Genomic DNA, 24,258 nt, shown 5'->3' with positions numbered 1-24,258 from the left:
GCGATGCCCCTCCGGCGTCGTCAGCCCGCGCGCACGATCCCCGGCGGCTGCCACTGGCCGCGGCCGATCGGCAGCAGGGACGGCGCCTCGGTCTTCGGCCAGTAGAGCCGCATGACCAGGTAGATCGGCCCGTCCGGCGCCGGCAGCCAGTTCGCCCGGAGATCGGCGCCCGGGTCGTCCTTCTGGATGTGGATGGTCACCCCGCCATCCGCGTTGCGCTTCATGCCGCCCAGCATGGGCGTGTTGATGAGGTAGCGGTCGATCGGGTTCTGCACGAGCAGCTGGTTGCCGCCATGATACATCGTCACCGACCAGAAGGCGTTCACCGGCGGCAGTTGGCCCGGCCCGAAGGTCAGGGTGTAGCGGCCTTTGCTGCCGTCCAGCGTCTCGCCCGTCGCGGTGGTGCGCGTGAAGGGGTAGGTCGCTTCCTCCGTGGAGTTGCCGTAGATGCCGGCCTTGGCGGCCACCGCGCGCAGCATCCAGCCGCCGTTGTAGGCCTCCGGCGAACCGGGGATCGGCGTGACGTTCCAGCCGTTCATCTTGACGCCGGCCGCGGCGACCGCGGCCTCGACCTTGCGCTCGCCCTCGATGGCGCCGGCCATCAGCTCCAGCCGGTCGAGGAAGGATTGCGGCATCGGCGTGCCGCGCCCGTCGATCCCGATGGCGGCGAGCTGCGCGCGGATCGCGGCCTCGTTCGCCTGCGGCGCGTTGAACTGCAGCGCGAAAGCCAGGTAGTCGAAGAAATGGCGCTTCGCGAGTTCCGCATTCACGCGCGGCCAACGGATCTCGGGGGCCGCCGAGGGGGCGGGCTGGCGCAGGAAGGTCGAGAGCGGCTCGGTCTTGTAGCCGCGTTGCACGGCGACGACGTTCGGCATGTCGTCGGGCGCGAAGAGCTGCGTGCGGAAGATCGCGAAGGCGAACTGCGTAGTGGACCGGATCACGCCCTTGATGCCCGGGGGCGTCGCACCCTGCCAGCCCGGGGCGGCGACCATCCAGGACCCGCCGGCCTGGCCGGTGGCGCGGCTGCCGATGTAGCCCACGTTGTAGGTGTTGCCGTCGCAGACCATCACCGAGAAATAGCGGCCGGCCGGCACATCGGGGACGGTGATCACCACGGGCTCGGCGCGTAGGTCGAGCCAGGACATCGAATAGGGCGTGTCGCTGTTTGGCGTCGGGATGGCGGTGTCGCGCCAGGTAAAGACCTGCGCGTCGTTCCACATGGTGTTGAACGGCGCCTTGTACTGCGAGTTGTTCCGGTCGATCGAGAACTCGTACATCACCGTGTAGTTCATCACGATCGGCAGGCCGAAGATCAGCGCGGCCTCGGCGGACTCGAAGGCACCGATGATGCCGGGCCGGTTGGCCTGTGCGATGGCGAGGCGCGGCAGGGTCAGGGCCGCGCCGGCCAGGGCCGACGCACGGAACAGGTCACGCTTCTTCATGGAATGCACCTCGGCACGGATCGGCCGGGCGCGAAGGTCTTGCGCCCGGCTTCAGGAGTATCGTTCCTATCACGGACCTTTTGGGGCCGCAGCGGGGAAACGTATCCGTTCCTGGCGACGGTCCTAGTCGAGGGTGATCCCGACATCCCGCACGACCGCCCCCCAGCGCGCATCCTCGGCCGCGATGCGGGCCGCGAGCGCGGCGCGGCCCGAGGCAGCCGGCTCGACGCCGAGGGCGCGGAAGCGCTCCAGCAGCGCGGGATCCTGCATGGCCTGGGCGACCGCCGCCTCGATCTGCGCGGCGAGGGGTTCCGGCAAGCCCGCCGGGGCGCCGACGGCGATCCAGGACAGTGCCTCGAAACCCGGCAGGCTCGCGGCGATGGCCGGCACGTCGGGCGCGAGCGCGCTCGGCTGCAGCGAGGTGACGGCGACGCCGCGCGACCGGCCCGCGGCCAGGCCGGGCAGGGAGGTCGGCAGCCCGTCCATCAGCACGCCGACGCGCCCGGCGATGAGGTCCCGCTGCGCCTCGGGGCTGCCGCGGTAATGGACGAACTCGCAACGCGCGCCGATCTCCCGCATCAGCCAGGCAAGCGCGAGATGCGGCACAACGCCCGCGCCACCCGTCGCGCAGAGCGGCGCCTGCGGCTGCGCCCGCGCCCAGGCGGCGAATTCCGCGAGCGTCTCGACCGGCACCGAGGGGTTCACCAGCAGCACGCCGGGGAAGGAGGCGAAGTGGCTGATCGGCGTGAAGTCGCGGGCCGGATCGAAGCCGAGGTCGCGATAGAGGTGGCGGTTGATCGCCACCGTCGCGGCGAGCAGCGTGCCGAGCGTCGACCCGTCCGCCGGCGCGCGGGCGAGCGCCGCCGCGGCGATGTTGCCCGCCGCGCCGGGGCGGTTCTCGACCACGATCGGCCGGCCGAGCCGCGGCGCAAGCCGTTCGGCGAGCAGGCGCGTCAGCAGGTCCGGACCGCTGCCGGCCGGCAGACCGACCAGCCAGCGGATCGGGCGGGCGGGCTCCTCGGCCAGCGCGGGACCGGCCAGGGCAATCGCGGCAAGCGCGGCAAGGAGGAGGCGGCGCACCCTCACGCCGCCTTCGCCGCGCGCGGCAGCAGCGCGAGGAGATGGCGCGCCAGCGCATCCGTCGCCGAGACGCCGGCGCGGCGCTCGGCCTCGGCGTTGTAGTTGGTGTTGGTGTTGACGTCGTAGGCGAAGGTCTCGCCGGCGGCGTCGGTGATGAACTCGATGGCGCCGACGCCGATGCCGTTGGCGGTGAGGAAGGCTTCCATGCGCGGGATCAGCGGATGGAAGAAGCCGTCGACGATGCGAAACTTCTCGCCCGGCGCGATGGCGGGGCAGGCGGCGCCCTCGGGGATGGCGCAGGCATCCGCCGGGCAGAGCTCGAAGCCTTCCGAGGTGTCGACGCGCACGGCGTAGAGGAACTTCCCGCCGATGAATTCGGCCCGCGTGATGAAGGGCTCGGGGGCCGCGACGTAGCGCTGCACCAGCCAGATGCCGTCGCGGGGCAGGGCGTAGGGATCTTCGCTCGCGGCGATTCGGGCGATGGCTTCCTCGAGCGCGGGGGTGCTCCGCACCAGCTGCACGCCGAGGCCCTTGCCGGCGCGGTTGTGCTTCAGGATCAGCGGGAAGCCGATGCGCGCGGCGGCCTCGCGGATGTGCTCCTCGCCAACCACGGCCAGCGTCGCCGGCGTCGGGATGCCCCAGGCGGCGAGCGCTTCGTATTGCGCGACCTTCGAGACTTCCAGCTGCAGCGCGCGACGGCCGTTCACCACGGTGCGGCCGTGGCGCTCGAGCCATTCGACGACGGCGGCCGCGTATTCCGGCGCGTAGTGATGCCCGCGCGTGTGCGAGGAGGCGGACATGCGGTTGTAGAAGACGCCCTCGGGCGGCGGGCGCGTCAGGTCGAGGATGCCGCGGTCGAGGAACCATTCCTCGAGCGGCGCGCCGAGCCGCGCGAAGGAGGCGCGCAACGGGGCGAGCCAGGCGTCGTTCTCGTGGATGACATGGACCTTCGGCATGGCGGGCGTCCCGTTGGCGTTGCGGTCCACGAGAGAAAGTATTTTCTCGAAACCGGCACAATAGCCGCACGAAAGAAAGATTTTTCTTCCATACGACGCATGTCCGGGAGGTCCCGCTTTCCGCTGCGCCCGCCGCGGCCGCAGGCCCTTCCCCGTTGCCCGACGCCGCGCCCGCCCGTATTCCGTGGCCGTTACGAGGAACACCGCATGACCGAGACCGTCATCCTGGAGGCGCGCGAGACGCGGCGCTCCTATGGGCCGCTCTGGCTCGTCCTGTCCGTGCTGATGCTCGGCCTGCCCTTCCTGGGGCGGCAGCGCGTCACGGTCACGAATGAGCGCATCACCGTCACCTCCGGCTTCTGGACCAAAGTGCGCGACGACATCGAGATCTTCCGCATCCGCGACGTGGTGGTGAAGCAGAGCATCTGGCACCGGCTGACCGGCATCGGCGACATCGTCATCAAGTCGATGGAAGGCCGTTCGGAGGAGACGCACGTGCTGCGCGGCATCGCCGATCCGATCGGCGTCAGCGAGAAGATCCGCACCCTGTGGAACCAGACGGCCCGGCCGAAGGGACCCGCGACGACGCTGGACTGACGCGGGCAGGCCGTCTTTCCGCCACGACGCGCCCCGACGCTCGGCGCCTGCATGACCCGCCCCGATGACAGCGCCGCGCGCGACTGGCCCTTGCTCGCGCGCTTCGTGGCGGCGGAACGGCGGCTTGGCGCGCGCGCCATCCTGGCCGGGCCGGCGGCGGCAGGCTGCTACGAGTTCCTCCGCTTCGGCGTGAAGCAGGGCTGGGCCTGCCTGTTCGGCGGGCTGCTACTGGCGCTGCTGGTGGCGACGCACCTGTTCTATCCGCGCGGCGCCTGGCTGCCGCGCTACGACTTCCTCCTGCTCGCCTGCCTCGCCATCCAGGGCGCGCTGCTTGCGACGCGGATGGAGACCTGGGAGGAAGCGAAGGTCATCCTGGTCTTCCACCTCGTCGGCACGGCGATGGAGGTGTTCAAGACCGCGCAGGGCTCCTGGACCTACCCTGAGCCATCCTTCATCCGCATCGGCGGCGTGCCGCTCTTCACCGGCTTCATGTATGCCGCGGTCGGGTCCTACATCGCGCGGGCCTGGCGGCTGTTCGACTTCCGCTTCACGCATCATCCGCCGGCCTGGGCGGTTCTGGCGCTGGGGGCCGCGATCTACGCCAACTTCTTCGCCCACCACTTCGCCTGGGATGCGCGCTGGCTGCTGTTCGCCGCGACGGGGCTGATGTTCGGGCGCTGCCGCATCTGGTTCCGGCCGTGGCGGCGCTGGCGCTGGATGCCGCTGCTGCTGGGCTTCCTGCTCGTCGCGCTGTTCATCTGGATCGCCGAGAACCTCGGCACCTTCGCCGGCGCCTGGCTGTATCCGCACCAGCGCGGCGGCTGGTCGCCGGTGCCGCTGACGAAGCTCGGCGCCTGGTTCCTGCTGATGATCATCTCCTATGCCCTGGTCTTCGTGCTGCATGCCAGGAACGGAGGCGTGCGCGCGCCGCCGGGCTGAGGCGCGTTCTTTGCTTCCCCCATGTGCCCCGCCTCTGGCAGTTGGAACCCATGCCCGCCGCTTTCGCGCCGCTCCGCCATCCCGCCTTCCGCCTCCTGTGGTGGGCGAACCTCGCCGCCAATATCGGCCTGTGGGTCCAGAACACGGGGGCGGGGTGGATGATGACCTCGCTCGATCCCTCGCCGGCCATGGTCAGCGCGGTGCAGGCGGCCTCGATGCTGCCGGTCTTCCTGCTGGCGCTGCCGGCGGGTGCCGCGGCCGACATCATCGATCGCCGGATCTACCTGATCGGCGCGCAGGCCTGGGTGTTCTCCGTGGCGAGCATGCTCGCGCTGCTGACCTGGGCGGGCGTGGTCGGGCCCTGGACGCTGCTGTTCTTCACCTTCTGCATCGGCACCGGCAATGCGCTGAACTTCCCGGCCTGGGCCGCGACGACGCCCGAACTGGTCCCGCGCGAGGACCTGGTGCAGGCGATCGCGCTGAACGGCATCGGCTTCAACCTCTCCCGCGCCGTGGGCCCGGCGATCGGCGGCTTCGCCATCGCGCTGGCTGGCACCGAGGCGGCCTTCGCGCTGAACGCGGTCTGCTTCCTCACGCTGCTGCTCTCGCTGCTGTTCTGGAAACGGGCGAAGCCCGAGAACCCGCTGCCGCCGGAGCACTTCCTCGGCGCCATGCGCGCGGGCGTGCGCTTCGTCTTCGCCAGCCCCGCGATGCGCGCGACCATCCTGCGCGCCTGCGTGTTCTTCTTCTTCACCGCGGCGGTGTGGGGGATGCTGCCGCTGGTGGTGCGCCAGCGCCTCGGCCTGGGGCCGGAGGCCTACGGCATGATGCTCGGCCTGATGGGCGTGGGCGCGGTGGCGACCGGCTTCGCCCTGCCGGCGCTGCGGATCCGCCTGCCGACGCGCGGCGGGATGGTCACGGCCTTCTCGATGGTCTCGGCGGCCGCGCTCGCGCTGCTGGGCGTGTCGGGACACTGGCTGCCGGCGGGCATCTCGATGCTGATGTTCGGCGCCGGCTGGCTCGCCGCGGCGAGCACGCTGCAGGCCGCGGCGCAGTTCGCGACCCCGGCCTGGGTGCGGGCGCGGGCGATCGGCATCTACCAGCTGTGCTTCTTCGGGGCGATGACGCTCGGCGCGGTGCTGTGGGGCACGGCGGGCAGCCATCTCGGCGTCGGGCCGGCCCTGCTGTTCGCCGCCGCGGCGGCGGCCGCCTCGGCGCTGGCGGTCCGCGGCTGGCGGCTCGATGCCGCGCCGGCGCCGGAGGCCCCCTCGGTCCCGCTGCCCCGACCCGAGGCTCCGGCGGCCGAACTGCGCAGCGTCCTCGCCGAGAACAGCGGCCGCGTGGTCGAGCAGGTGCGCTACAGCGTCGACCCCAAGGACCGCGAGGCCTTCCTCGCCGCGATGCGGGAGGCACGGCGCGTGCGCCTGCGCAGCGGCGCGGTCGCCTGGCGGCTGATGGAGGACGTCGCCCACCCCGAGCGGTGGGTCGAGATCTGGGCCGTCGAATCCTGGACCGAGCACCTGCGCGAGGCCGGGCGGCTGGACGCCGCCGACCGCGCGGCGCTGGCCCGCGCCGCCGCCTTCCACCAGGGCGAGGAGCCGCCCGAGGCGACGCGCTACATCGCCGTGCCGCCCTGACCCGGGGATTAGCCGCTGCTGCGGTTGCGCCGTATGATGCAATCCCAGAACGAGGAGCGCCCGATGGGGAAGCCGGTATCCGTCACAGCGCATGAGGCCCCCCGCCTGTCCGCGGAGCACGCCCCGGCGTTGCGCCGGCTGCGTGTCGCGGGGGTGTCCGGTGCGCTGATGGGCCTGGTTCTTGCCGCCGGCTGCGCGGGCGGGCCCGGCGGCGGCTTCGCGGCGGGCGGGGATGGCTGCCGGTCCCAGCAAGGCAGCTTCGTCGGCGCGGGCAATCCCTTCGTCGGCCAGCCGGAGGGCGGCGGCACCTGGTCGCGCGCGCGCAACAGCCAGAATTTCGGCCGCAGCGCGGGGGCTGGCGCCGCGGTGCTGGAATCGAGCCTGGCGCAGGAGAATTCCGACCTCGACGGGCTGCAGATCGCCTTCGACGCGCTGCTCTATTGCCGCTGGATCGAGGCACGGACCATCCGCGCCGAGCTTGCCGCAGGGCGGACGACGCGACCGGTGGCGGACCAGCGCATGGCGGCGCTGCGGGCGCGGCTGCAGCGCGACCTCGCGCGCGCGCAGCAGGTGCTCGACAGCCTGCAGCAGCGCGCGACGGAGCGGGAGGCGGCGGTCGAGGCCGTCGCGCCGGGCATGCGGGAGGCCGAGCGCCGGGCGCGGTCGGAGACCGGGACCACGCGCAGCGTCGTCGCCGCCGCGACGGTGCCGCTGCGCCTGCGCCCGGAATCCGGTGCGCCCGAGATCGGCCGCGTGCCGGCCGGCACCGCGGTGCGCGTGCGACCCGCACAGTCCGGCTTCGCGCTGGTCGAGGGATCCGACGGGCTGCGCGGCTATGCGCCGACCGGGGCGTTCCAGATCGCCGATTATGCGGCCCCGCGGGCCGCGGCCGCTGGCACGGGCGGGCGGCTGCGAGTGCTGGCCGCGAGCAACATCGCCAAGCGGGACAATTTCGCCGAGAGCCTGTCCCTGGCCCGCGAGGCCGCGGTTTCCGGCTTCGAGCTGGGCGCCTGACCGTTCGACTCGCGCCCCGCGTTGTTTCCGCGGGGCGGGGTGGGTATTCTGCCCGGCCTAAGGGGAACAAGACATGAACGATCTGTTCGGCCGGGGCGGTGCGCGAAAGGGCGCCGTCGGGCAGAGCGACGGCTATTCGGCCAAGGACATCGAGGTGCTGGAGGGGCTCGAGCCCGTCCGGCGGCGCCCCGGCATGTATATCGGCGGCACCGACGAGAACGCCCTGCACCACCTGGCCGCCGAAATCATCGACAACGCCATGGACGAGGCGGTGGCGGGGCATGCCGACCGCATCGAGGTGTCGCTCGAGCCCGGCAACTGGATCGTCGTGCGCGACAACGGCCGCGGCATCCCGGTCGACCCGCACCCGAAGTTCCCCAAGCTCTCGGCGCTCGAGGTCATCCTCACCACGCTGCATTCGGGCGGGAAGTTCTCCGGCAAGGCCTACGACACCTCGGGTGGCCTGCATGGCGTGGGTTCCTCGGTGGTGAACGCGCTGGCCGAGCGGCTGGAGGTGGAGGTCGCGCGCGACCGCACGCTGTTCACCCAGGCCTATGAGCGCGGCAAGCCGGTGACGAAGCTGGTCAATGCCGGCAGCGTGCAGAACCGCCGCGGCACCACGATCCGCTTCAAGCCGGACCCCGAGATCTTCGGCACGCAGGATTTCCGCCCCGCGCGCCTGTTCCGCCTGTGCCGGTCGAAGGCCTACCTGTTCCGCGGCGTCGAGATCCGCTGGTCCTGCGATCCGTCGCTGATCAAGGACGACACGCCGGCCGAGGCGGTGCTGCATTTCCCCGGCGGGCTGTCGGACTTCCTCGCCTCGGCGATCGAAGGCCAGGCGACCGTCGTCCCCGCGCCCTGGGCCGGCCAGGCAGAGTTCCCCGAGGGTGCGGGCCGCGTCGAATGGGCCGCGACCTGGGTCGAGCGCGGCGACGGCTTTCTCAACACCTACGCCAACACCATCCCGACGCCGCAGGGCGGCACGCACGAAGCCGGCTTCCGCGCCGCGCTGGTGAAGGGGCTGCGCGCCTATGGCGAGCTCAAGAAGGAGAAGCGCGCGGGCAACGTGACGGCGGAGGACCTGCTCGGCGGCCTCGCCGGGATGCTGTCCGTCTTCATCCGTGAGCCGCAGTTCCAGGGCCAGACCAAGGACAAGCTGACCAGCCCCGAGGCCGCGAAGCTGGTCGAGGCCGCGCTGCGCGACCATTTCGACCACTGGCTCGCCGGCGATCCCGCGACCGCCGACAACCTCCTCGCCTTCGCCATCGAGCGGGCGGAGGAACGCCTGCGCCGCCGCGCCGAGAAGGACACGCCGCGCAAGACCGCGACGCGCAAGCTGCGCCTGCCCGGCAAGCTCGCCGACTGCGCGCGCGAGAGCGCGGAGGGGACCGAGCTCTTCCTCGTCGAGGGTGATTCGGCGGGTGGTTCCGCCAAGCAGGCGCGCGACCGCGAGACCCAGGCCGTGCTGCCGCTGCGCGGCAAGATCCTCAACGTCGCGAGCGCCTCCACCGAGAAGCTGCGCCAGAACCAGGAACTCAAGGACCTGATCGAGGCGCTGGGTTGCGGCGTCGGCGACCGCTTCGACATCGCGCGCCTGCGCTACGGCCGCGTCGTCATCATGACCGACGCCGATGTCGACGGCGCGCACATCGCCGCCCTGCTGATGACCTTCTTCTACAAGGAACTGCCCGAGCTGGTGCGCGAGGGCCGCGTCTACCTGGCGCAGCCGCCGCTCTATCGCCTGCAGGCGGGCGGCGTGTCGGTCTATGCGATGGACGACGCCGACCGCGAGCGCGTGCTCAAGAAGCGCTTCAAGGCGAACCAGAAGGTCGAGGTCAGCCGCTTCAAAGGCCTGGGCGAGATGCCACCGGCCTCGCTCAAGGAAACCACCATGGACCCGAAGAAGCGCACCCTGCTGCGCGTGGTCCTGCCGGCGGAAGACCGTGCCCGCACCTCCGACCGGATCGAGGCGCTGATGGGCCGCAAGCCGGAACTGCGCTTCCAGTTCATCCAGGAGAACGCAGCGAGCGTGGAGGCGGAGGCGCTCGACGCGTGAGGGTGGCGGTATCGGGGGGCCAGCCCCCCGAACCCCCCGCTGGGGGCCACGGCCCCCAGACCCGGGGTCAGTTGATGGCCGGTTGGCGGGAGGGGCGACGTGCGACCTGGATGAAGGTCGCAACCGCGAGCCCCTCCCGCCAACCGGCCATTCAGTTCACGCGGGTCCGGGGGCACGTATGCCCCCGGCGTCGGGACCCATCGCAGATGCTTTGCATCTGCGATGGGAGCCCGCGAGGGTCCGGGAGGTCAGCGCCCTCCCGCAAGCCCACCCATCACCCGTCGACCCCCATCCCCAGCGCCATGCGCCCGGTGAGTTCCAGTTGCGGCACTTCCTGCAGAGGGTGGAAGCGGGCGCCCTGCACGTCGCGGAAGGCGCGTTCCAGGCCGAGGTCGCGGTAGAAGGACGCGCCTCCGACCAGTTCCATCGCGCGTTCGACGGTCGCGATCGCCGCCTGCGCGGTGAGGGTATGGGCGATGGCCGCGCGGCTGGTGCGCTCCGGGCCGGAGGTTTCCGTCTCGGCGATGGTGATCATCCGGTCGAGCGACATTTCCGCCTGCATGAAGGCGTTCTCGAGCCGCCCGGCCGCGATCGTCAGCGCGTGGGTCTTCGGCTTGTCGCGCGCGATCTCGAGCGCGCGGGTGCGCGCGCCTTCCGCCACACCGACATAGGCCGAATAGACCAGCGGGAAGGCGAGGGCGAAGATGTGGTGGAACAGGATGTGCCACTTGCCGGGCTCGCGCCGCGCGACGATGGCGGCGTCGGGCACGAAGACATCCTCGAGCACCACGTCGTGCGATCCCGTGCCGCGCATGCCGAGCACGCGCCAGGTGTCGAGCCGGCGCACGCCTTCCGCCTTGAAGGGCACGGCGAAGTGCAGGACCGTCGGGCCCTTCTCGGGGTCGTCGTGGATGGCGCTGGTGACCAGCAGGTCGCCCATCTGGCAGCCGCTGGAGAAGACCTTCTTCGCGCTGACGCGGAAGCCGCCTTCGGCCTTCACGGCGCGCCCGTTGCTCGGCAGCCAGTCGGAACCGCCGCTCGAGATGAGGATCAGGTTCTCGCTCGCGACGCGCTTCAGCATCCCTTCGACCGGCGCCTTCTCGTGCCGCCAGCGCCAGGCCGGCACGGCGACCAGATGCGAATGCATGGAGAAGGCGAGGGCGGTCGACCCGCAATAGGTGCCGAGGCGGCGGATCGCGTTGCAGACATCGCGATAGTCCGCGCCGAGGCCGCCGAGTTCCGCGGGGATCAGCGCCTTGAAGAAGCCGGCGTCCTTGAGGGCGCGGAAGCCTTCCTCGACGAAGGTTTCCTCCTCGTCATGGCGGGCGGTGGTGGCGGCGATCTCGCGGCCGACCTGGTCGGCGAGGGCGACCCAATCCGTCTTCGGCAGGTCGGTGGTGATGACGTCCGGCATCGATGTTTTCTCCCGTCCTGGAATGGCGATGGCGCGGACGGTCGCTTTTTGGAGGCGCGCGCTTCAAGGACAGAAAATGGACTTGCTTTCATCTTCGTCGCCGCCTGATGGTTCGCCATGCCCGGCTACGGACAGTTCTGTCCCGTCGCGAAGACCTGCGAGCTCTTCGCCGAACGCTGGACACCGTTGATCCTGCGCGAGCTCTGCTGCGGGCCGGCGCAGTTCAACGATCTGCGCCGTCGCCTGCCGCTCATGTCCAAGACGTTGCTCGCGCAGAGGTTGCGGGAGTTGGAACAGCGCGGCGTGATCTCGATCACGACGAAGGCCACCGGTCCGGGCAACGTCTATGCGCTGACGCCGGCCGGTGAGGATTTCCGCCCGATCATCGAGGCGCTCGGCCTCTGGGGTCAGCGCCACACGCAACACATTCTCCGTCCCGAGGATTTCGACCCGCACTTCCTGCTGCAGAGCGTGAGCGGCCAGATCCCGCGTTCCGCCTTTCCGGCGCGACGCTTCGTCATCCGCTTCGACTTCCGCAACATTCCCGCGGCGCGGACGGCGCAGCGCAGCTGGTGGTTCGTCTTCATGCATCCGCATCTGGATCTCTGCATGAAGGATCCGGGCCATCCGATCGACCTCGTCATCGCGGCGGACCTCGAGACCTTCACCCGCGCCTGGATGGGCTATCTCGGCCTCGCCGATCCGCCGGCGCGCGACGGCATCGCTTTCGAAGGACCACCCGATGCGGCCGAGCGCGCCAAGGCGCTGCTCGGCCTTTTCGACAGGCCGCGCGAACGGAGGTTCGTCTTCGGCCCGCCGGAGATGCTCGAGGCCTGAGCGGCCTCAGATCAGCGCGAACTTGATCGCCGAGAGCACCGCGATCAGCCACACCGCGCCGTGCACGTCGCCGGCGCGCCCGGCCAGCGTCTTCCCGCCGGCATAGGCGATGAAGCCGAGCCCGATGCCGGTCGCGATCGAGAAGGTGAAGGGCATCGCGAGTGCGGTGACGATCGCCGGCATGTATTCCGTCGCGTCCTCCCAATCGAGTTCCTGCAGGGCCTTCGCCATCAGGCAGGCGACGAAGACGAGCGCGGGCGCGGTGGCGAAGGCGGGGATGGAGGTCGCGAGGGGTGCCAGGAACAGCGCGAGCAGGAACAGCACGCCGACGGTGACCGCCGTCAGACCCGTGCGCCCGCCCGCCTGGATGCCCGCCGCGCTCTCGATGTAGCTGACGGTCGTGGAGGTTCCGAGCACCGCGCCCGTCATCGCGCCGGTGGAATCCGCGACCAGCGCGCGGCCGAGGTTCGGCACCGTGCCGTCCTTGTTCATCAAGCCTGCGCGGTGAACCGTGCCGATCAGCGTGCCGGTGTTGTCGAGCAGGTCGACGATGAAGAAGGTGAAGACGATGCCGGTGATGCCGAGCCCGAGCGCGCCCGCGATGTCGAGCTGCATGAAGGTGGGCGCGAGGGACGGCGGCAGGCTCGCGATGCCCGCCAGTTTCGTCAGGCCGAAGGGAATGCCCGCCGCGGCGGTGGCGAGGATACCGATGACGATCGCACCCGGCACGCCGCGCGCCGACAGACCCGCTATCACCAGGAAGCCCGCGCAGGCGATCAGCGTCGAGGTCTGGGTGAGCGACCCGAGCCCCACCAGCGTCGCCGGATGCGCCACCACCAGGCCCATGTTCTTCAGCCCGATCAGGCCGAGGAAGAAGCCGATGCCCGCCGCGATGCCGAACTTCAGCGAGACCGGGATGCCGTTCACCAGCCATTCCCGCGCCTTGAAGATCGACACCGCGAAGAAGATCAGCCCCGACAGGAACACCGCCCCGAGTGCGACCTGCCACGGCACCCCCATGCCCTGCACGACGGCGAAGGCGAAGTAGGCGTTGAGCCCCATCCCCGGCGCCAGCGCGATCGGGAAGTTCGCGATCAGCCCCATCAGCATCGAGCCGATCGCCGCGGCGAGGCAGGTGGCGACGAAGGCCGCGCCCTGGTCGATCCCCGCCGCGGTCATGATCGAGGGATTCACCACGACGATGTAGGCCATGGTGAGAAAGGTCGAGAGGCCGGCGAGGATCTCGGTGCGCGGGTCGGTGCCGCGCTCGCTCAGCCGGAACAGGCGCTCCATGCGGGGGACCTCCGTGAGGGTTTCGCCCCAAGGCTACGCCGCGAATCGCCCGGAGATCGCCGGGGTGCGAGGCCGGGCCGCGACGGGCCCGGCACTTGGCGGCCTAGTGTTGCATCCCCGCCGCGCCTGCCTCGGCCAGGCGCATCGCGAGCGCCTGCGCCCAGTGGGACTGCGCCTCGTCCAGCGCGATGCCGATCGCCTCGGGCAGCGCGGCGGCATCGAGGCGCAGGAACCAGCCCGCCGGCATGCCGAGCGCCACGCCGAGGCCGATGGCAAGGCGCAGCGTCAGCGGCTCGAGCCCGAGTTCCAGCCGCGCCATGCGGCGCTGGGAAATGCCGACGCGGCGCGCCACTTCGGTCGCGGTCAGGCCCAGGCCGCGTCGCCGGCGGTGCAGGGCGGCGCCGGCCTGGCCGTCGAATTCGAGCTGCGCGGGATCCTGCTGCGCCTCGGCCTCGCAGGTGCCGGGCTGGGGGTGGTGCTGGGACATCCTGTCTTCCTCATTGCCGTCGCTGCCGCCGCCGTCGCGGGGCCCGGCCGGAGGGGCGGCGCGGGGCCGGCGCGACCGCGCGGCGGGATCGGAACTGCGCCCGATTCGGCTAACGAGGAATGAAATCCGCACCGCCGCCGCAACATTCGCTGCGATCTGCGGGCAGCCGCACCGCGTAAGCCCTTCTGCGGTCGAGGGGCCCCGTCCGCCGAGGTTAACCGGGGGATTTCGCGGGAATGAAACCATGCCCTAGGCTTTCCCCGTCCTAGGCCGAGGAACCGTCCGATGCTGCCCTCCCAGCGCCATCTCTTCGACCTGCCGCGCGAGGTCGCCTACCTCAACGCCGCCGCCTGGTCGCCGCTGCCGCTCGCGGTGCAGGAGGCCGGTCGCATGGGCGTCGGCCGCAAGGGCCGCCCCTGGGAGATCGATCCCGCGCTGCCGGGCCGGGTGATCGAGCGTGCCCGTGCGGCCGCCGCCGCGCTGATCGGCGCCGCGGCGGAGGATGTCGCGGTGGTCTCCTCGGTCGGCTACGGCGTCGCATCCGCGGCCAAGGTCTTCGCCCCGCCGGCCGGCAGCCGCGTGGTGGTGCTCGAGGACGACCATTCCTCCCCGGTGCTGGAATGGATGGTGCGCGCGCCTGCCCAGGGCTTCACGGTCGACACCGTGAAGCGGCCGTCCGATGGCGACTGGACCGCCGCGGTGGAAGCCGCGATCGCGAAGCCCGGCGCGCCGGTCTCGCTCGCCTCCATCTCCAACGTGCACTGGTCGGACGGCTCGGCGCTCGACATGGATCGCATCGCCGCGGCGCTGAAGGCGAAGGGCGCGGCGCTGCTGATCGATGCGACGCATGGCGCGGGGATGATGGACCTCGACGTGAAGCGCATCGACCCGGATTTCCTGATCTTCCCGACCTACAAATGGGTGCTCGGCCCCTATGGCCGCGCGTTCGCCTATGTCGCGAAGCGCTGGCAGCGCGGTGTGCCGCTCGAACAGACCGCCTTCGGCCGCAAGGGCGTGGCGGCCGAGCGCGTGCCGTATTTCGCCGACCTGTCCTACGTCGATTCCGCGCGCCGCTACGACATGGGGGAACGCGACCATTTCGTCGGGCTCGAGATGGCAGCCGTCGGCCTCGAGATGATGGCCGGCTGGACGCAGCCCGCGATCGCCGAGCGCTGCGCGATGCTGACCGCGCGGCTCGAGGACGGTCTCGCCGCCGCCGGCGCGCTGCTGCCGAAGCGCAGCCTGCGCGCGCCGCATGTGCTGTGCGTGTCCTTCGCCGGCGGCATGCCGGCAGGCCTTGCGGAGGCGCTCGGCGCGCAGGGTGCCTATGCCGCGCCGCGGCTCGGGCGACTGCGGATCAGCCCGCATGTCTACAACGACGAGGAGGATGTCGACCGCTTCGTCGCCGCCTTCGCCCGCGTCGTGAAGCGCGCGGCCTGACGCGGTGCGCGCGATGAAGGGGTTCCGCGCCGCCGCGGGGTGGCGCCGGCTCGTCCTGTGCCTTGGCCTGGCGGGCTGCGCGGCGGAGGAGACGGGGCTGCGGCCGGTGCCGCTCGCCCAGGCGCAGCAGGAGGTCGCCGAGCGCTGCACCTACATGGGCGGCACCTTCATCGCCGATGCGGATGCCAAGCGCAGCGTCGGCGGACCCTCGGGCAGCGCCGAGGTGACGCTGCCAGGCCCCGACTGGTGCGAGCGCGCCGAGCCGCCGGCGGGCGCGATGTTCCTCCGCTTCGCTCCGGCCGTCGCGCTGCGCACGGAAGGGCGGATGCCGACGGCTTCGGAGCTCGCGCACACGCTCTCCCTCGCGGCGGCGCGTTTCGGGCCGGAGCAGGTGCCGCCATCGACGTTGCGGAACCTGGCGGCGCTGCGCGCGGCGCTCGACTCGGATCTCCGCGCGGGCATGGCCGGGGAGGAGACTCCCCCCGGCCGCCAGCGCCTGCTGCCGGTCGAACAGGGGCCGCAACTGCGAGTCATCGAAGCCCAGGTCGGCGCCGCGGAGAACGGGAGCAGCTGCATCCCGACGCGCATCGTCTACGAGGAACGCGACCATCCGAGCTTCCCCGCCGGGACGGTGCTGCGCATGACGTCGACCAGCCGCTACTGCCTCGCACCGGCCAACATGCCCGGCTTCGCCGTGCTGCGCGCGAGCGAGCGGCGCTTCGCGCAGGATCCGCAGGCCGATCCGCGCAGCGTCGAATGGGCGGCGCTGACGGAACGCTACTTCGCCTCGCTGCGCTTCGTTCCCGGCACGCAGCCGGCGCCGGCGCGGCTCAGGCGAGGCCGCTGATCTTCATCCGGCGCTGGAAGCGGTCGAGGATCTCGCCGTAGATGGCGGGATCGTGCTGCTGCGTGCAGCCGCACTTCTTGAGCGCGTTCTCGGCGCCGAAATAGGGGGCTCGCGCTTCCTGGTTCATCCGCGTCCAGTCGCCATCGGCCGGCCGGCCCGGCGCGCCGGCGACATGGGCGAGTTCGTGGATGATCGTCGCGGCAAGGGAGACCGGCGAGCGCGCCGCATAGGCCGAAATGGTGATGATGGCGTTGCCCGCGACGTTGTTGGAGGAGAGGACCTCGCCCATCACCACCGCCGCCTGGCCGCTGGTCGCCCTGAAATCGTCGGCCGGGTTCGCCGAGCCGTTGCGGAAGAAGATGAGCTTGTAGCCCAGGAGGTCCGTCAGGGACCGGCGCATCCGCTCGGATCGCGCCTTGCCGAGCTCGAGGAAGTAGGCGTCGCACTGCGTCCGGGTCCTCGGGTCCTCGATGGCCCTGTAGACCTTCGCCAGCGCTTCCTCGAAGCAGGTGACGACGTTGACCGGCCGTCCGGAGCCGCGGAAGGAGGCCGGGACCGTCACCTGCGTCGGCCATTTCTGCCAGCGCGGGTCGCTCGGCATGTCGGGGGGATAGTTCCAGCTCGCGCCGGCATCGGTGATGCCGACGATGCTGATGGTGCCGTTCCTGGTGATGTACTTGTTCGCGGGCATGGCGCAGTTCCGGTGGCGACGGCGGGGATGTTTCGTCGCCTGGCCGCCCCGGTTCAAGCGACATCGATCACGCGCCCCGACGTGGCCTGACCCGTTTCACACCCCCCCGAACGCAGAAGGCCCCGCGCGATGCGCGGGGCCTCCCTTGCGCGTCCGATCCGGAAGGGATCAGGCGGAGTAGTACATCTCGAACTCGACCGGGTGCGGGGTGTGCTCGAACTTGTACACCTCGGACCACTTCAGCTCGATGTAGGACTCGATCTGCTCCTTCGAGAAGACGTCGCCCGCGAGCAGGAACTCGTGGTCGGCGGCGAGCGACTGCAGCGCCTCGCGCAGCGAGCCGCACACCGTCGGGATGCCCTTCAGCTCTTCCGGCGGCAGGTCGTACAGGTCCTTGTCCATCGGGTCGCCGGGGTGGATCTTGTTCTTGATCCCGTCCATCGCCGCCATGGTGAGCGCGGCATAGGCGAGGTAGGGGTTCGCGGTCGGATCCGGGAACCGCACCTCGACGCGCTTGGCCTTCGGGTTGGTCGTGTACGGAATGCGGCAGGAGGCCGAGCGGTTGCGCGCCGAGTAGGCGAGCAGCACGGGGGCCTCGAAGCCCGGGATCAGGCGCTTGTAGGAATTGGTCGACGGGTTGGTGAAGGCGTTGAGCGCCTTGGCGTGCTTGATGATGCCGCCGATGGCGTACAGGCACAGCTCCGACAGGTCGGCGTAGCCGTTGCCGGCGAACAGCGGCTTGCCCGACTTCCAGATGGACAGGTGGGTGTGCATGCCCGAGCCGTTGTCGCCGTAGATCGGCTTCGGCATGAAGGTCGCCGTCTTGCCGTAGCTGTGGGCGACGTTGTGGACGCAGTACTTATAGATCTGCATCTGGTCGGCCATCGTCACCAGCGTGCCGAAGCGGGTGCCGAGCTCGTGCTGGGACTGCGCCACCTCGTGGTGGTGCTTCTCGATCGGCAGGCCCATCTCGCCCATGGTCGAGAGCATCTCGGCGCGCAGGTCGCTGTCGCCGTCGACCGGCGGGACCGGGAAGTAGCCGCCCTTCACCGCCGGGCGGTGGCCCATGTTACCTTCCGGATAGTCCTTCAGGGACGAGCCGGGGCCCTCGACGCTGTCGAGCTGGTAGATGCCGTAGTTGCCGCCGGTGCCGAACTTCACGCTGTCGAAGATGAAGAACTCGGCCTCGGCGCCGATCAGCACGGTGTCGCCCACGCCCGAGGAAGCGACGTAGGCCGCGGCCTTCTTCGCCGTGCCGCGCGGGTCACGGGCATAGAGCTGGCCGGTCGACGGCTCGAAGATGTCGCAGATGAGGATCAGGCTCGGCTTGGCCGAGAAGGGATCCATGCACGCCGTGGTCGGGTCGGGCATCAGGATCATGTCGGACTCGTTGATCGCCTTCCAGCCGGCGATCGAGGAGCCGTCGAACATGAAGCCGTCGGTGAACACGTCTTCCGTGACGGTCGAGACGTGCTGCGCGGTGTGCTGCCACTTCCCGCGCGGATCGGTGAAACGCAGATCCACGTACTCGACGCTGTGCTCCTTGATCATCTCCATCACCTTGGAGATGTCGGAGCCGCCTCCGGCGGCGGGCTTCTTGGCCATGATGTGCGGTCCTGTTCCCTGACTGCGAAAACCCCGAATCCTGTTACCCGCGCCGCGGCTTCGGTGCCCCGCGGCGTGGCCCGGCTCCCTGGCCTGCCGGCGTCTCCGCCGGCTTGCAAGGATCGTTCCGGCCTGGCGGGCGCCTGGCGCGCCGCGCGGGCCTGGCACCGCCCCTCACCGAGGAAGGGGCGGCGTGACCACCTGGGCTAGACGGCGTCCTCGCCGCGCTCGCCCGTGCGGATGCGGATGACCTCCTGGATCTCGGAGACGAAGATCTTGCCGTCGCCGATGCGCCCGGTGCGGGCCGCGGCCTGGATGGCCTCGACGGCGCGGTCGAGCATCTCGTCGCCGCAGATGACCTCGATCTTCACCTTGGGCAGGAAGTCCACGACGTATTCGGCGCCGCGGTAGAGCTCGGTGTGCCCCTTCTGGCGCCCGAAGCCCTTGGCCTCGATGACGGTCAGGCCCTGCAGCCCGATCTCGTGCAGCGCGTCCTTCACCTCGTCGAGCTTGAAGGGCTTGATGATGGCCTCGATCTTCTTCATCGGCTCCTGTCCAACGCCCCTGCGCCTTGCGGCGCCCAGGACTTCCTCCCGGCTTTAGGCCCGGTTCGTTGCTGACCCTGATCCTGGCGCGCGCCGCGGGCGGACCCGCGGACACGTCCGGCGGTATTGCACGCGCCATGCCGGGCCAGCAATCGGCGGCAGCCAGGGAAAATCCGGGGGCCAAGCATGGCGCTGCGCGAAATTTGGGCGGAAAGCACAAAAAGCAGGCATTCAATGCCCATGGGTTGCCGCCCTCCGCAGGCGGCCCCATAAGCGGCGCTCCCTCGACCTTCCAGGACACCGCGCCCGGACGATGCGCCCGCAGAACGCCCTTCTTTCCGCCACCGGCACCACGATCTTCACCGTCATGTCGGCGCTGGCGAACCAGCACCAGGCGATCAACCTCGGCCAGGGCTTCCCGGACTACGATGGCCCCGAGGACGTGGTCCGTGCCGCGGCCGACGCGCTGCTCGACGGGCGCAACCAGTATCCGCCGATGACCGGCGTGCCGGAGCTGCGCAACGCCGTCGCCGCACACAACGGGCGCTTCTATGGCCTCGAGGTCGACCCGAATGCCGAGGTCGTCGTCACGTCCGGCGCCACGGAAGCGATCACCGCCTGCCTGATGGCGGTGCTGAACCCCGGCGACGAATGCGTGCTGATCGAGCCGCTCTACGACACCTATCTTCCGGTGGTGAAGCTGCTCGGTGCGGTGCCGAAGCTGGTGCGCCTGTCGCCGCCGAACTGGGAACTGCCGCGCGCGGAACTGGCCGCCGCCTTCGGCCCGAAGACCAAGGCGATCCTGTTCAACACGCCGATGAACCCGACCGGCAAGGTGTTCACCGCCGCCGAGCTCGCCTTCATCGCCGACCTGATCGCCCGCCACGACTGCTACGCGATCTGCGACGAGGTGTACGAGCACCTGACCTTCGACGGCTGGAAGCACATCCCGCTGATGACGCTGCCGGGGATGCGCGAGCGCTGCATGCGCATCGGTTCCGCCGGCAAGACCTTCAGCCTGACCGGCTGGAAGGTCGGCTACATCACCTGCGACCGCACGCTCGCGCCCAATGTCGCCAAGGCGCACCAGAACCTGACCTTCACCACGCCGCCCAACCTGCAGCGCGGGGTCGCCGTCGGCCTGGTCAAGGACGACGCCTATTTCGAGGGGCTGTCGACCCACCTGCAGCAGAAGCGCGACCGGCTCGCGGCGGGGCTGGAGCGGCTTGGCTTCGGCGTCCTCGAGACCAAGGGCACCTACTTCATCACCACCGATGTCCGCCCGCTGGGCTGGAACGGCGACGACGTGTCCTTCTGCCGCACGCTGACCGAGGAGGCGAAGGTGACCGCCATCCCGGTCACCGCCTTCTATGCGAGCGAGAACGCGCCGAACCACTACGCCCGCTTCGCCTTCTGCAAGGGCGATGCGCTGCTGGACGAGGCGCTGGCGCGCATGGAGCGCTGGCTCGCCGGGCGCGGCGCGGCGTCGAGGGCCGCGGCCGGCTGAGACCGGCGCCGCCCGGAGTGGCGCTGCGGCCTGCCGGGCCGCGCCCCGGTTGTGGGCAGGCCCGGCCACCCGCATGACGATTGCCGCAGGCCGGTTGCGCGCGTAGGCCGGGCCGCACGCGGGGCCGGGGACGCCCCAGCGGGCCCGCGACAACCGTCGGCCTGGGCGTCTCGCGTGTCTCGTAAATTGCGACGCAGCGTGAAATCAGCGTTATTCAATATATGGTGCCTTATAACGGAAGATAACTACCAGATATAGCGTATCGTCAAGAATGTCTCAATAATAAGAATGATTGAAGGATTGCAAACCATCACGCTCTCGTGTTCTTATGCTCGTGTCGATTGTGATCTGGGGGTGCAAAATGCGCGAACAGATGCTTCCGGGCCGCCCGGCCATCCCTGAGTCGTATAGCTATGGCCTGTCGCCCGAAGGGCGGGCAGCCGTCGCCCTCGGGATGATCGCGCTGGTCCTCGGCTTCGGCGCTGTCGCCGCCGCGGCCTATGTCGGGATCTTCACCACCGCCTCGGTGATCCAGCTGCCCGGCGGCCTGCCGACCCTCGATCCGCGCGTCGTGGCCCTGGTCATGGCCACATTGGGCACCATCACGACGGCGCTCGGTGGCCTCACGCTCTACAAGTCGCAGGATATGTGACGACCTCCCGGCCGGTAGGGGACCGGCCGGACCAAGGGGCTCGTCGTGACTGCGACCGCAATGGGCCGGGCCCCGGGGGGGTGCCCGGCCCATCGTGCGTCCGGGGGCCTATTTCGGCTCGTCGCGCAGATAGGGCTCGACCGTGCCGGTCAGCTTCAGCGTCAGCGGCCGGCCCTTGCGGTCCACGCTCTTGCCCATGCTGACGCGCACCCAGCCTTCCGAGACGCAGTATTCCTCGACATTGGTCTTCTCCTGCCCGCGGAAGCGGATGCCGATGCCGCGCTGCAGAAGCTCCTCGTTGAAGTAGGGGCTGGCCGGATCGGTGGAAAGGCGGTCGGGAAGCGTGTCGGTCATCGGTGTCACTCGTCTGAAGTCGCGCAGGGGGTTAGGACAGCCGCGCGCGGCTGCCAAGCGTTTCAGCCCGCGCCACGCGCCATCAGCGCCAGCCCCTCGGCGACCGAGACGAACTCGCCCCCCGAGACGACGCGCGCCGCCCCGAAGCGTTCGGTGAAGATCCGCCGCACCGCCGGCACCAGCGAGGTCCCGCCGGTGAGGAAGACCCGGTCGACCGCCTCCGCCGACATCCCCGCATCGGCGAGCGCCGCATCCACCGCCGCGGCGATCCGCGTCAGCTCCGGCGCGATCCAGGCCTCGAAATCGGTCCGCGCGATGCCGGCGCGCAGCGCGAAGTCGCCATGCGCGAAGTCGAGCACCGCCGTCTCCTCGGCCGACAGCGCCGCCTTCACGCCGGCGACGGCGCGATACAGCGCGTATCCCGCCTCTTCCTCGATCAGCCGGACCAGATGCTGCAGGCGCTCGGGGTGCTCGGCGGTGCGCGCGACCTCGGCGATGTCGCGCAGCGTGCGGGGCGCGCGCATCATCGACAGCTGGTTCCAGCGCGCGAAGCTGGTGAACCAGGCGGGTGGGACCGGCAGCATCTCCCCGCCCATCACGCTGTAGCCGGTTCCCTTACCGAGGCGCGGCGAGACCACGTGGTCGATGATCCGGTAGTCGAAGGCGTCGCCCGCGATGCCGACGCCCGAATGGCCCAGTGCGGTGACGCGCCGCGGCGGGCCGGGATCGAAGCGCATCACCGAGAAGTCGCTGGTGCCGCCGCCGAAATCCGCCACCAGCACCGTCGCCGCGCGATCGAGGTCCTGCGCGAAGCGATGCCCGGCCGCCGCAGGCTCGAGCCCGACCGCGACCGTCGCGAGCCCCGCCGCGGCGAAGGCGCCGCGCAGCCGGGTTTCGGCCAGGACGCCGTCGTCGCGTTGCGCGACGAAACGCACCGGGCGGCCGACCGTCACCTCCGCGGCGTCGATCTCGTCGCGGAACGGCGCGAGCAGCGTGCGCAGGAACAGCCCGATCAGGGATTCGAGCGACCAGGACCGGCCGAGGATGCGCGTCTCGGTGAAGCTGCCCTGCGCCAGGTAGCTCTTCATCGACATGATCAGCCGGCTGGCGAGCGGATCGTCGAGATAGGCCTCGATCGCCTCGGGCCCGGCGGCGTGGCGCGGGCGGCCATCCTCCCCGGCCCAGAAGCAGAGCACCGAGCGGAACACCTCGCCCGTCGGATGGCGCAGCGTCACGACCGATCCATCGGGCCGCGCCATCGCGACCACGCTGTTCGTCGTGCCGAAATCGATGCCGATCGCGGGGCGCATGAAAGGAGTGTCCGGCAGCAGGAGGGCGCGCCTTGAAGCCCTTTGCGCGCCTCCTGGCAAGGGCGGGCGGGTCAGGCGCAGTGGCGGCGGATCGCGGCACCCAGCCGCCGGGCGGCGTCGCGCAGCGCGGCGGGCGCATGGCCCGAATAGCCGATGACGAAGCCGTCCGGGCCCTCGGGCCGCAGGCGCAGGTCGGACAGCAGCCAGCCCTCGACGCCGGCCTCCGCCTGGATCCGCCTGGCCGTGCCGGGGGGCAGCCCTTCGGGCAGGGTCGCGAGCAGATGCAGGCCGTGGTCCGGGCGTTCGAAGGCGAGGTGGGGGCCGCAGGCGAGGGCCAGTTCCTCCGCCACCAGGTCCCGCGCCAGGCGGTATTGCGTGCGCATCCGGCGCAGATGCGCGGCGAAATCGCCGCCCTCCATCACCTCGGCCAGCGCGCCGCCCATAATGGGGGAGGGGAAGCGGTCCGACACCGCGCGCACACCCATCACCCGGTCCATCAGCGTCGCCGGCACCACGACGAAGCCGATGCGCAATCCGGGGAACAGCGTCTTGGAGAAGGTGCCGAGGTAGATCACCCGCCCCGCGCCATCGATGCCGGCGAGCGCGGTCAGCGGTGGGCCGGCGAAGCGGAACTCGCTGTCGTAGTCGTCCTCCATCACCCAGGCTTCCTCGGCCCGCGCCCAGTCGAGCAGCGCGAGGCGCCGCGCCATCGACATCGTCACGCCGGTGGGGAACTGGTGGGACGGCGTGACATAGGCGAGGCGCGCCCCCGGCGCGCGCTGCCGGCCCGCGGCGACGTCGATCCCGGCCGCATCCACCGGCACCGGCACCAGCGTCGCGCCGAGCGCGGCGAGCGTCCGGCGCGCGGTGACGTAGCCGGGATCCTCCATCCACACCTCGTCGCCGCGCCGGAGCAGCGCCTCGGCACAGAGCCGCAGCCCCTGCTGCGTGCCGCTGGTGATGAGGATGCGGCTCGGGTCGCAGGCGATGCCGCGCGCGGCGGCGAGGTGCTCGGCGATGGCGCGGCGCAGCGCCTCGCTGCCGCGGGGATCGCCGTAGCCGAGTTCGGCCTCGTCGGCGTGCCAGACGCGGTCGCGCAGCGCGCGGGCGAAGCGGCGCAGCAGGATCGGGTCGGCGGTCGTCCGCCCGACCGCGAAGGGCGCGCCCTTCGGGACGCCGTCCGGCGCCGCCACTGGATCGGGCACGGCCGCGCCGCGCGGCACCTGGGCGGCGACATAGGTGCCATCGCCGACCCGCGCCTCGGCCAGGCCGTCGCTCAGCAGCAATTCGTAGGCGACGACCACCGCGTTGCGCCGCACGCCCAGCTGTTCGGCCAGGAGGCGGCTCGACGGCAGGCGCAGCCCCGCCGCCAGCCGCCCATCGAGGATCGCCGCCCGCAGCCCCGCATGCACGCGGCTCGACTGGCTGCCGCCCGCGGCCTCGAGGTGCAGCGGCAGGTCGAGCACGGTGGCGTGGCGGTCTCGAATGGTTGGCAATTCTGGCTCCAAATTGGCCCTCGCGGCGACCAATTTCGCAGTGCGACAAGGGCGCGGTC

Annotated in this window: 22 protein-coding genes; 10 read left to right on the top strand and 12 right to left on the bottom strand. The window is 70.8% G+C overall.

Annotated features, from left to right (window positions below):
- Positions 1-20: 20 nt before the first annotated feature.
- The 3 genes from GWK15_RS04635 to GWK15_RS04625 all read right to left on the bottom strand — a co-directional run bounded on the left by GWK15_RS04635 (position 21) and on the right by GWK15_RS04625 (position 3,508).
- A complete protein-coding gene (locus GWK15_RS04635; RefSeq protein WP_168039510.1) occupies positions 21-1,442 on the bottom strand; it encodes a DUF1254 domain-containing protein in 1,422 nt (473 codons plus the stop codon).
- A 123-nt stretch (positions 1,443-1,565) separates the two neighbouring features.
- Positions 1,566-2,522: a tripartite tricarboxylate transporter substrate-binding protein gene (locus GWK15_RS04630; RefSeq protein WP_168039508.1), complete on the bottom strand. Its 957-nt coding sequence runs from the start codon at positions 2,520-2,522 to the stop codon at positions 1,566-1,568.
- A 2-nt stretch (positions 2,523-2,524) separates the two neighbouring features.
- On the bottom strand, positions 2,525-3,508 hold the full coding sequence (locus tag GWK15_RS04625; RefSeq protein WP_338147187.1) for an ATP-grasp domain-containing protein: 984 nt from the start codon (positions 3,506-3,508) through the stop codon (positions 2,525-2,527).
- A 177-nt stretch (positions 3,509-3,685) separates the two neighbouring features.
- Here GWK15_RS04625 and GWK15_RS04620 point away from each other — a divergent pair, with 177 nt between their 5' ends.
- The 5 genes from GWK15_RS04620 (at position 3,686) to parE (ending at position 9,721) form a co-directional block, all read left to right on the top strand.
- On the top strand, positions 3,686-4,075 hold the full coding sequence (locus GWK15_RS04620; protein WP_168039506.1) for a PH domain-containing protein: 390 nt from the start codon (positions 3,686-3,688) through the stop codon (positions 4,073-4,075).
- A gap of 51 nt (positions 4,076-4,126) precedes the next feature.
- Positions 4,127-5,014 carry a DUF817 domain-containing protein gene (locus GWK15_RS04615; protein ID WP_168039505.1) on the top strand — a complete coding sequence of 296 codons (888 nt, stop codon included), beginning with the start codon at positions 4,127-4,129 and terminating at the stop codon, positions 5,012-5,014.
- 50 nt (positions 5,015-5,064) lie between these two features.
- The gene (locus tag GWK15_RS04610; RefSeq protein ID WP_168039503.1) at positions 5,065-6,651 is read left to right on the top strand and encodes an MFS transporter; all 1,587 of its coding nucleotides are present in this window, start codon (positions 5,065-5,067) and stop codon (positions 6,649-6,651) included.
- 63 nt (positions 6,652-6,714) lie between these two features.
- Positions 6,715-7,665 (top strand): SH3 domain-containing protein, encoded by a 951-nt coding sequence (locus GWK15_RS04605; RefSeq protein WP_168039501.1) that lies wholly within the window; start codon positions 6,715-6,717, stop codon positions 7,663-7,665.
- A gap of 73 nt (positions 7,666-7,738) precedes the next feature.
- Entirely contained in the window at positions 7,739-9,721 is a 1,983-nt protein-coding gene (gene parE, locus GWK15_RS04600; protein WP_168039499.1) for a DNA topoisomerase IV subunit B, read from the top strand.
- A 274-nt stretch (positions 9,722-9,995) separates the two neighbouring features.
- On the opposite strand, the gene GWK15_RS04595 is transcribed toward parE, so the two are convergent.
- Positions 9,996-11,135 carry an acyl-CoA dehydrogenase family protein gene (locus GWK15_RS04595; RefSeq protein ID WP_168039497.1) on the bottom strand — a complete coding sequence of 380 codons (1,140 nt, stop codon included), beginning with the start codon at positions 11,133-11,135 and terminating at the stop codon, positions 9,996-9,998.
- Positions 11,136-11,252: 117 nt separating this feature from the next.
- Between GWK15_RS04595 and GWK15_RS04590 the strand changes: the two genes are divergently transcribed.
- Complete coding sequence (locus tag GWK15_RS04590) at positions 11,253-11,972, top strand: winged helix-turn-helix transcriptional regulator (RefSeq protein WP_168039495.1); 720 nt, start codon at positions 11,253-11,255, stop codon at positions 11,970-11,972.
- Between the two features lie 6 nt (positions 11,973-11,978).
- Here GWK15_RS04590 and GWK15_RS04585 read toward each other — a convergent pair whose 3' ends face one another.
- Both GWK15_RS04585 and GWK15_RS04580 read right to left on the bottom strand, forming a co-directional pair.
- A complete protein-coding gene (locus GWK15_RS04585; RefSeq protein WP_168039493.1) occupies positions 11,979-13,265 on the bottom strand; it encodes an NCS2 family permease in 1,287 nt (428 codons plus the stop codon).
- Positions 13,266-13,368: 103 nt separating this feature from the next.
- On the bottom strand, positions 13,369-13,752 hold the full coding sequence (locus GWK15_RS04580) for a helix-turn-helix domain-containing protein (RefSeq protein WP_168039491.1): 384 nt from the start codon (positions 13,750-13,752) through the stop codon (positions 13,369-13,371).
- A gap of 285 nt (positions 13,753-14,037) precedes the next feature.
- On the opposite strand from GWK15_RS04580, the gene GWK15_RS04575 reads away from it, so the two are divergent.
- Together GWK15_RS04575 and GWK15_RS04570 are read left to right on the top strand one after the other, a co-directional pair.
- A complete protein-coding gene (locus GWK15_RS04575; RefSeq protein ID WP_168039489.1) occupies positions 14,038-15,192 on the top strand; it encodes an aminotransferase class V-fold PLP-dependent enzyme in 1,155 nt (384 codons plus the stop codon).
- A gap of 13 nt (positions 15,193-15,205) precedes the next feature.
- Entirely contained in the window at positions 15,206-16,039 is an 834-nt protein-coding gene (locus GWK15_RS04570; RefSeq protein WP_168039487.1) for a hypothetical protein, read from the top strand.
- On the opposite strand, the gene GWK15_RS04565 is transcribed toward GWK15_RS04570, so the two are convergent.
- The 3 genes from GWK15_RS04565 to GWK15_RS04555 form a co-directional block, all read right to left on the bottom strand.
- Entirely contained in the window at positions 16,023-16,730 is a 708-nt protein-coding gene (locus GWK15_RS04565) for a hypothetical protein (RefSeq protein ID WP_168039485.1), read from the bottom strand. The genes GWK15_RS04570 and GWK15_RS04565 overlap by 17 nt on opposite strands.
- 168 nt (positions 16,731-16,898) lie before the next feature.
- A complete protein-coding gene (gene glnA, locus GWK15_RS04560) occupies positions 16,899-18,335 on the bottom strand; it encodes a type I glutamate--ammonia ligase (RefSeq protein ID WP_168039483.1) in 1,437 nt (478 codons plus the stop codon).
- Positions 18,336-18,541: 206 nt separating this feature from the next.
- Entirely contained in the window at positions 18,542-18,880 is a 339-nt protein-coding gene (locus tag GWK15_RS04555) for a P-II family nitrogen regulator (RefSeq protein WP_168039481.1), read from the bottom strand.
- 313 nt (positions 18,881-19,193) lie between these two features.
- Between GWK15_RS04555 and GWK15_RS04550 the strand changes: the two genes are divergently transcribed.
- Both GWK15_RS04550 and GWK15_RS04545 read left to right on the top strand, forming a co-directional pair.
- Positions 19,194-20,387, top strand: a complete 1,194-nt coding sequence (locus GWK15_RS04550) for an aminotransferase (protein ID WP_168039479.1) — start codon at positions 19,194-19,196, stop codon at positions 20,385-20,387.
- Positions 20,388-20,841: 454 nt separating this feature from the next.
- On the top strand, positions 20,842-21,039 hold the full coding sequence (locus GWK15_RS04545) for a hypothetical protein (protein WP_168039477.1): 198 nt from the start codon (positions 20,842-20,844) through the stop codon (positions 21,037-21,039).
- 108 nt (positions 21,040-21,147) lie between these two features.
- Here the strand turns inward: GWK15_RS04545 and GWK15_RS04540 are convergent, their stop codons facing one another.
- From GWK15_RS04540 to pdxR, 3 genes are all read right to left on the bottom strand, one after another.
- Positions 21,148-21,393: a DUF3297 family protein gene (locus GWK15_RS04540; protein ID WP_168039475.1), complete on the bottom strand. Its 246-nt coding sequence runs from the start codon at positions 21,391-21,393 to the stop codon at positions 21,148-21,150.
- 62 nt (positions 21,394-21,455) lie between these two features.
- On the bottom strand, positions 21,456-22,703 hold the full coding sequence (locus tag GWK15_RS04535; RefSeq protein WP_168039473.1) for an Hsp70 family protein: 1,248 nt from the start codon (positions 22,701-22,703) through the stop codon (positions 21,456-21,458).
- A gap of 71 nt (positions 22,704-22,774) precedes the next feature.
- Positions 22,775-24,199, bottom strand: coding sequence for a MocR-like pyridoxine biosynthesis transcription factor PdxR (gene pdxR, locus GWK15_RS04530; protein WP_168039471.1), 1,425 nt, complete (start codon positions 24,197-24,199; stop codon positions 22,775-22,777).
- Between the last annotated feature and the right edge of the window lie 59 nt (positions 24,200-24,258).

The sequence above is a fragment of the Neoroseomonas oryzicola genome (genome assembly GCF_012163135.1).
In the GTDB taxonomy this organism is placed as follows: Bacteria; Pseudomonadota; Alphaproteobacteria; order Acetobacterales; family Acetobacteraceae; genus Neoroseomonas; species Neoroseomonas oryzicola.
The sequence above is the reverse complement of the archived record's forward strand: the minus strand, read 5'-3'. Positions and strand labels throughout refer to the sequence as shown.